The sequence below is a fragment of the Chromatiales bacterium 21-64-14 genome (assembly GCA_002255365.1).
Classification (GTDB): Bacteria; Pseudomonadota; Gammaproteobacteria; order 21-64-14; family 21-64-14; genus 21-64-14.
The window spans coordinates 37,742-43,741 of sequence record NCBI01000033.1; the positions used below are offsets into that span (position 1 = coordinate 37,742).

Annotated in this window: 5 protein-coding genes and 1 tRNA gene; 4 read left to right on the plus strand and 2 right to left on the minus strand. The window is 61.4% G+C overall.

Annotated features, from left to right (window positions below; all coding sequences use genetic code 11):
• The first annotated feature begins 310 nt into the window (after positions 1-310).
• From B7Z66_12690 to B7Z66_12700, 3 genes are read left to right on the plus strand one after another with little or no spacing between them, the layout of a single operon-like run.
• Positions 311-688, plus strand: a complete 378-nt coding sequence (locus B7Z66_12690; GenBank protein OYV75513.1) for a hypothetical protein — start codon at positions 311-313, stop codon at positions 686-688.
• The gene (locus B7Z66_12695) at positions 685-1,014 is read left to right on the plus strand and encodes a hypothetical protein (GenBank protein OYV75514.1); all 330 of its coding nucleotides are present in this window, start codon (positions 685-687) and stop codon (positions 1,012-1,014) included. Before B7Z66_12690 ends, B7Z66_12695 begins: the two co-directional genes overlap by 4 nt.
• Positions 1,011-1,241 (plus strand): transcriptional regulator, encoded by a 231-nt coding sequence (locus tag B7Z66_12700; GenBank protein ID OYV75520.1) that lies wholly within the window; start codon positions 1,011-1,013, stop codon positions 1,239-1,241. Before B7Z66_12695 ends, B7Z66_12700 begins: the two co-directional genes overlap by 4 nt.
• 868 nt (positions 1,242-2,109) lie before the next feature.
• On the opposite strand, the gene B7Z66_12705 is transcribed toward B7Z66_12700, so the two are convergent.
• Entirely contained in the window at positions 2,110-2,340 is a 231-nt protein-coding gene (locus B7Z66_12705) for a hypothetical protein (GenBank protein OYV75515.1), read from the minus strand.
• A gap of 275 nt (positions 2,341-2,615) precedes the next feature.
• A tRNA-Arg gene (locus tag B7Z66_12710) sits at positions 2,616-2,692 on the minus strand.
• A gap of 1,289 nt (positions 2,693-3,981) precedes the next feature.
• Between B7Z66_12710 and B7Z66_12715 the strand changes: the two genes are divergently transcribed.
• The coding region (locus B7Z66_12715; GenBank protein ID OYV75516.1) for a hypothetical protein at positions 3,982-6,000 on the plus strand (2,019 nt) is incomplete at its 3' end.

Genomic DNA, 6,000 nt, shown 5'->3' on the forward strand with positions numbered 1-6,000 from the left:
CCAGCGCCGGGCGCGGAGCATGAGCGTCGTTAACCCCGTGGAGTGGGGGTCTTGCGCGCGATAGGCACCCTGGGGGCTGGACCCTAGTAGGGCCTCATCCCAGCGGCAACGCCAGAAGTAACAAAAGTCCTAACAACGACCCTAAAATATCCCGCAAGTCCCACGCCGGTCGGAACTCCATCAATTTTAGGTTGCACGGCGTATAGCAGATATTATATTTCCGGTGGGTGTTACGTTGCCTTTATGCGCCCAGCCGGTTCGGCGGATAAATGGCTCAAAATGGAGGACAGCGACCCTTGGAGGTTGGCCCATGAACAGACAGCGCGCTCTCGAACTGCTGAGCCGCAGCAAGCCCGAGCTGCAAGCCCGTTTCGGCGTGACCCGGCTAGCGTTGTTCGGATCCACCGCCCGCGATACCGCGATCAGCGGCAGCGATGTCGATGTGCTGGTGGCCTTCGACGGTCCGGCCACCTCCAAGGAGCCGATCGGCGAATCCGCCACCCAGTTCCCGGACGAGATCCGCGCCACCCGCCCTAAAATTCCCTGGCGAATGATCATCGCCACCCGCAACCGCCTCACCCATGGCGATCTCGGCATCGACGACGACACGCTGTGGAGCAGCATCCGCGATGACGTACCCCAGCTATTGCCGCTTTTGCAAACGCTCCAAAACCAGGCGCAGCCATGAAGCCCGGCAGCGTCAAGATCGTCGACCGTGTCTCCGCCGTCGAGGCGATCAAGCGGCTGGGTGAAGAGGATCTGCTCTTTCTCAACCGGTTGATCGTTGAACGGCTCAATCTCATATCTCAGGCCCACGCCACAACGCAGATGACCGGCTTCACCAGGGGTGACCGCGTCGGCTTTCAGGCCCCGGACGGTCGGATGCGGGAGGGCGTGGTGCTGCGCCTCAACAAGAAGACCGTCAGCGTCGCCACCGACGACGGCCACCAGTGGAACGTCGCCCCCGGTCTGCTGCGGCTGATTCGATCAGCGGGAGATGTCCAATGGCCATGAGCCGCCAACCCGAAAACTTCCCGGAAACGGTCAAGGAAGTCCGGCGGCAGCTAACGCTCTCCCAGGAGAAACTAGCTCACGCCCCCGGCGTGAGCTTCGCCCCCGTCAACCGCTGGGAGAACGGCAAGACGGTGCCGTCGAAGCTCGCGCAGCGGCAGTTCGAACGGTTTTGCACACAGAAGAAGATCGATCCGGCCTGCGGCGAATCTTCCGAAAGATCAAGATAGGATCAAGCTGAATGAGCAGTAAAAAACTGGTAACCAGAACCTATCTCAAAATCGCAGATCAGGCGTTCAGGCAAGGCGCGGGCCCTGCGAGGAGCGCCGTTTACACCCAGTAAATGAGCACCGCAGCAGGGTCCGCGACACCGCATGGGCGACCGAGATGCATTTTGAGATAGGTTCTACTCAGATGGTCGAGCGCCGCGTGTTGCTGGTGGCCGGCGTGACCGACATGCGCCTGGGATTCGATGGCCTGGCGGCGCTGGTGCAAACCCAGGTTTCTGCGTAGAACAATAAGGGGTCGGTGACGAAGGGCACTTACTTAAGCTTAATTTATTGATTTTCATAATAAAACAAGCCGTCCTTAATGGTAAGATGGTAATCGCCAGGGGTGGCAAGCGCCGTCTGGCCGTAGCGCCGAGCCACGATCGGGTCAGGTGCAACGCACCCCAGACATGGCAAATCTGGATCGCAGTCTCCGCCTACGTGCTTGTTGCGTTCTGCCAGTGCCTGGAGCTGGCAGTCGCCCATGGGGCGGGGCTGCTCATCTGCCGGCCCGATTCCCAACTCGTGGTCCGTCAATTCCAACGCGAATACACGGTCGGCGAGAGATATTTATGGCCGTCGTACTGGTGTGCCCGGCTGCTCGCCGGCCGCATCCCGGAGGCAAAAGAACGCCAGAGGGTTACCGGTTCGCCGGCGGCCCAAGTCGCTGGCGCACGGTCTCCCGGAGCCGGATGCGCAGATGGTCCTCATCCAACGGTAGTTGGATGTATTCGGCCACTGGATCCTGGCCAACGGACTCGGTAGTGCTCCGGCGGGCGGTATCCCGAACCAGCATGATGCGCGCCGTGTTTGGATAGATCCCGCAGACTCAACGCATGAATTCCTCCCCGACGGTCCCAAAGACCTCCTCGCCCGTGAAAACGAGTGCCACGTCCTTGGCAGCGAGTGCCTCGAAGTCCCCCTCCGTATTGCCCGCGGTCACGATTCGGCACTCACCCGGGGCCAGGACCCGCCCAAGTGCCGCCACGACGTCGGGCCCGCTGCCCACGACCAGGATCGTCGCGGGATCCCCGTAGGCCGGCTCCGAAAACGCCGGCACACTTTCGGGAGACGGCTGAGGGCGTCGCGCGTGCCGGTGGAGACACGAAAGGCGCTGCTGGGTCATGCCAATAATGGGGACATTACGACGCACTACTCGGCTGCGGAGTTGAGCGAGCTGCTGGGAGCGGTCGAAAATAGCGTCGACCGTGGGCTCGCGCAGGCGCCGACGCTGATCGTGGTCCGACGCACGGGCTTGCTCCCCGTAGGGAACAAAGAGGATGTCGGAGGATACAAAGGGGTCGGCGACAAAACTAATCTAACCCTTTGTTTTATTGGCGCGCCCGGAGAGATTCGAACTCCCGACCACCTGGTTCGTAGCCAGGTACTCTATCCAACTGAGCTACGGGCGCAAATTTGCGGCGCAATTGTCACTGACGGCCTTCCAGGGTGTCAAGAAACCCTGGTTCTGTCCTTCCTTTCAGAGCGCAAGGGATCTCGGGATAATCAATAACTTAACAAGTATTATCAATTAGTTATCTGCGTCGCGGCGAAGCCATTGGATCCCATCCTTATCCACAAACTCAACGGCGCAACGGATCACCCTGCCGCACTATCCCCGATCCATGTGAGAACTTCAAGCGCCAGGAAATCTCTGGGATTCCGCAATGCACCCAGTGCCGACACCAAACCGGCGGTACCGTGATCTCCCCCCATAGAACATTGTTCTGCGGGGAATTTTACATCTCCGCAATCGGCCCCGTGGCATGTCCACTCCGGCGACCGATGCCGAGCCCTCCCCCGCAAGCCCTCCTCCTCGTTACTCGACCGCCGAGAATTTTTATCGCGATACCGAACTGCAGGAGTGTCGCTACGTCGTGAACGATTTTGGGATATCCCAGTCCCCAAAATCGACTCGCCTGCGCGACCAGCTTTTGGGCCCCGGCCCCCCCTACGTCCGTCGCCACTTCTCCACTACGTCGATACGCCCGCGCTCTACGCCTTCCGGGGACTACCCGCCTCGTGCTTCGCACTTCCATGGCGGGCAGCGTCGGAGAGGTGACCACTCCCTGACGCCCAGGAATAGCAGACATTGGTGGCGGGTCTTCGATGTCGCATAAGACATTCACCCGCTGGCATGCCCCAGTAAGCGCGCCCGAGCTGGGGAACCTAAACATAGCCAACCATGAATCCCTTTCCGGTTCCCAAAGCCTTCGTGTTCGCGGCCAAAAAAATTGGCCACCCCTACATGTTTTCAATAACCTGCCGCTGACCCCAATAGGCATAGGTGAGGTAATGAGCACGAGGCAGGAAAGCAGGGCGAACGGTCTCGGACCTCGATCGCGCTAAGCGAGCGTGCGCAAGCACTGAGAACGTGACTCACGATCATGGCGCATTGACGAACCGATAACTCTTCGCGGAACTGAAGATCTACACGTCAATGATCTTACTGCCGGTTTACGGGAACACCCGACTTCACCGAGTGTTCCGACTCTCGCGAGTCCGGGAAACCGTACTAGAACCGATCTCAAATTCGCAGATCGGGCGTTCAGGCAAGGCGCGGGCCCTGCGAGGCGCGCAGTTTACACCCAGTAAATGAGCACCGCAGCAGGGTCCGCAACACCGCATGGGCGACCGAGATGCATTTTGAGATCGGCTCTAATTTCCACCAGTAACACTGCCTAGAAGAGGTGTCGCCACCATGACGACGCGTGCCGAATCCGACAGTGGCGACCAAGGTCGCGAGAACGGGGAGCGGGGGCATGAAGCCCGGTTCGCTGCTGGGGACGGGCTACCGGGCCGGACCACGCCACGTCGCTACCTTTGGGGGCTGCGCGCACGTCTGCTCCTGTTGGTTGGACTTTCTGTTCTCCCCGCACTCGGAGTCATCGGCTACACGGCGCAACGGCAGCGGGCCCAAGCCACGGCCACCGCGCAGGACCAAGCCATCGCCGTGGCGCAACAGATCGGTCTTCGCGAAGCGCAGCGGATTCGCCACACCCGTCAGCTCCTGGCGCTTCTTGCGCACCTGCCACAGGTCCGTTCGGGAACCACTAACTGCCATTCGTTCCTTGCGGGGATCCTCGCCCGTAGTCCGCAATATGCCAATTTCGCCATCATCGCCGCGGATGCGCACGTGCGCTGTAGCGCAGTGGAATTCCGCCAACCAGTTGACCCGGCGCGGGAAGCGTTCTTTCAACGTGCCTCCAAGACGCACGCGTTCTCGCTCGGCAACTATCAAATCGGCCAGATGACGAGGCTACCCGTCCTGGTAGCCGCCTACCCGCTCCTCGATCCCCAGGGTCGGGTGACAGCATTGCTGATCGCCGCGATGAAATTAAATGAGATCGATATCTTATCAAAGGATATGCGCCTACCTGCCGGCGCGACGCTGACCGTGCTCGACCCCACCGGGCGGGTACTCTTCCACTATCCCCATGGACAACGGTGGTTGGGGAAGGCACTGGCCAATACCCCACTCGGACGCGTTCTTCACACGGTTGCGGGGTCAGGGGTCGTGCACACTGGGGGCCCGGATGGTGTGTCCAGCCTCTATGCGTTTTCGCGGGTCCGCCACCTCGGTAGCTCCCACGACTTGCACGTCATCTTGGGGATTCCGACCACGATCGCCTACACGCAGGTCTATCGCACGACGCGTCGCGAACTGCTACTCCTCACGTTGACCACGGCAGTGGTGTTCATACTGGCGTGGTTAGGGGGGACCGTCTTCGTGATACGACCGGTTCATGCCTTGCTCGCGGCCACCCGGCGCCTCGCGACCGGCGATCTTACCGCACGTACGTATGCCCTACGCGGGGGCAGCGAGCTCGGGGAACTGGCCGCCGACTTCGACGCGATGGCCGGCGGACTCGAGCGGCGTGCCGCGGAAATCGCGGAAAAAACCCGGCGGGTCGAGCGCCTCAATCGAGTCTACAGGGTATTGAGTGGCATCAACAGTGCGCTACTGCGGATTCGCGAGCGCGAGGCGTTGCTCACGGAAGCCTGCCGCATCGCAGTCGATCAGGGGGGCTTTCAGCTTGCGTGGATCGGGATGGTGGATCCGGAGAGCGGGGACGTCGTGCCAACGGCCTGGGCCGGAAGTGGTCAGGACTACGTCAAGGGGATCCGGATTTCGATGCAGGAGGACGTTCCCGAAGGCGGCGGTCCCATCGGTCACGCGCTGCGTTCCAGCAAGTACATGGTATGCAACGATATCGAGCAGGATTCCCACATGGCGCTGTGGCGCGAAAATGCCCGCGCGTTTGGCTTGCGCTCGATGGCGGCCTTTCCGCTTCAGCTTCAACAGCGCGCCATCGGGGCCCTGGCGTTGTACGCCGACGAGCCGGGGTTTTTCGACACCGAGGAGATCCGGCTATTGGAGGAGCTTGCCGCCGACACCGGACTCGGGCTCGAGTATATCGAGCAGGAGCGACAACTTCGCCATCTTGCCTACTACGATGCACTCACAGGGCTCGCCAATCGGACGCTTTTTTATGACCGGCTCGGACAGGCGCTCGCCAGGGGCCGGCGCACTAGCGGACGCACCGCGGTCCTCGCAATCGGCCTGATTCAGTTTCGCACGGTCTCGGACACGCTCGGCCGACACGCTGGCGACCAGGCGCTGTGCGAGATCGGTGCGCGGCTCACCGGCGTGGTTCGCACGAGCGACACGGTGGCCCGCTTTGGAACGCATACCGTCGCGCGTCTGGGCGGTAACGAG